Source organism: Salinarimonas soli (assembly GCF_008386575.1).
GTDB classification, from domain to species: domain Bacteria; phylum Pseudomonadota; class Alphaproteobacteria; order Rhizobiales; family Beijerinckiaceae; genus Salinarimonas_A; species Salinarimonas_A soli.
The window spans coordinates 1-1000 of sequence record NZ_VUOA01000068.1; the positions used below are offsets into that span (position 1 = coordinate 1).

The window sequence follows — 1000 nt, forward strand, 5'->3', positions numbered from 1 at the left end:
CGAGAGCCGCGCCTCGGCGGCCAGCTCGTCGAGGCTGATATCCTCCGCCAGCCGCTCCCGCATCAGTTCCAGGCAGCGGCGCTTGGCCCAGGGCGCAAGGCCGCCCCTGGCCGGCCCAAGCGAGGCGCCGCTCAGCCGGCACAATTCGGCGAGGATCTCGCAACCGGCCGCACGCGCCAGCAGGCGGGATGGCGCCCCCTCCTCGTCGCTCAGCGTCCACAGGTTCCTCAGCGCCGATTCGATGGCCTGCGAACGGAAAGGACCCCTGCTGAACTGCAGGCTCTCCAGCGAGCAGCCCCCGCCGGCGGCCTCGTCGAGCACGCCCTCCCATTGCGCGGTGGAGAACGCGAATTTGCGGATCTGATGGTGCGTGCTGATGTTGATCGTAGGAGCGAAGTTCGGCGCGACGAGATAGATATTACCCTTTTCGGCCCTCACGTCGAACGGCCCGCCTCCCGAGTCGCCGCGGGTGCGCCAACCGCCAAGCATATCCTGAACGAGCACGAGCTCCGGCACGGCCGGGTTGCACACGTCGCCGCCGGGGCGCGCCAGCTCGAGCATGTCGAGGACGGCGCCCAGAGATTTCAACCCGCGCACGTAAGACGCCTGAGGGCCGGCGCAGCAGAATTCCGTGAGAGACGAGTAGGCGGGCACGATCCGTCTCCTCTGAATTGACTAAGGACGACTCCCGACTGGGATGTGCAGGCGGCTTGCGCCTTGCAGACGGGCTGAGGCGCGCCCGAGCGCCCCAGCAGGAGGCGCCTGGGTGACGCTCGCCTCCAATCCCCCTCCGGGAGGCCGGTTCCGTCACGTCGCCGAGCCGAAGGGGCAAACGCTGCCATAGGCCACAGGGTCGGACAATTGCGAACGAAGTTCAAGTGCACCGGCGTCCGGTCACCGCCGGCGCCACGCCCTAGGCGACATCCGGTGAACCGGTCCCTGGCGTGCGCCTAAGCATCTGGGGCGGGCACGTCTTCCGGCCGCCGAGGCGCGGCTCTCG

The 1000-nt window shown here is 69.0% G+C and carries 1 protein-coding gene; it reads right to left on the reverse strand.

Annotated elements, in window-relative coordinates; genetic code table 11:
- The coding region (locus F0L46_RS25155) for an AraC family transcriptional regulator (protein WP_149822364.1) at nucleotides 1-654 on the reverse strand (654 nt) is incomplete at its 3' end.
- Nucleotides 655-1000: the final 346 nt, after the last annotated feature.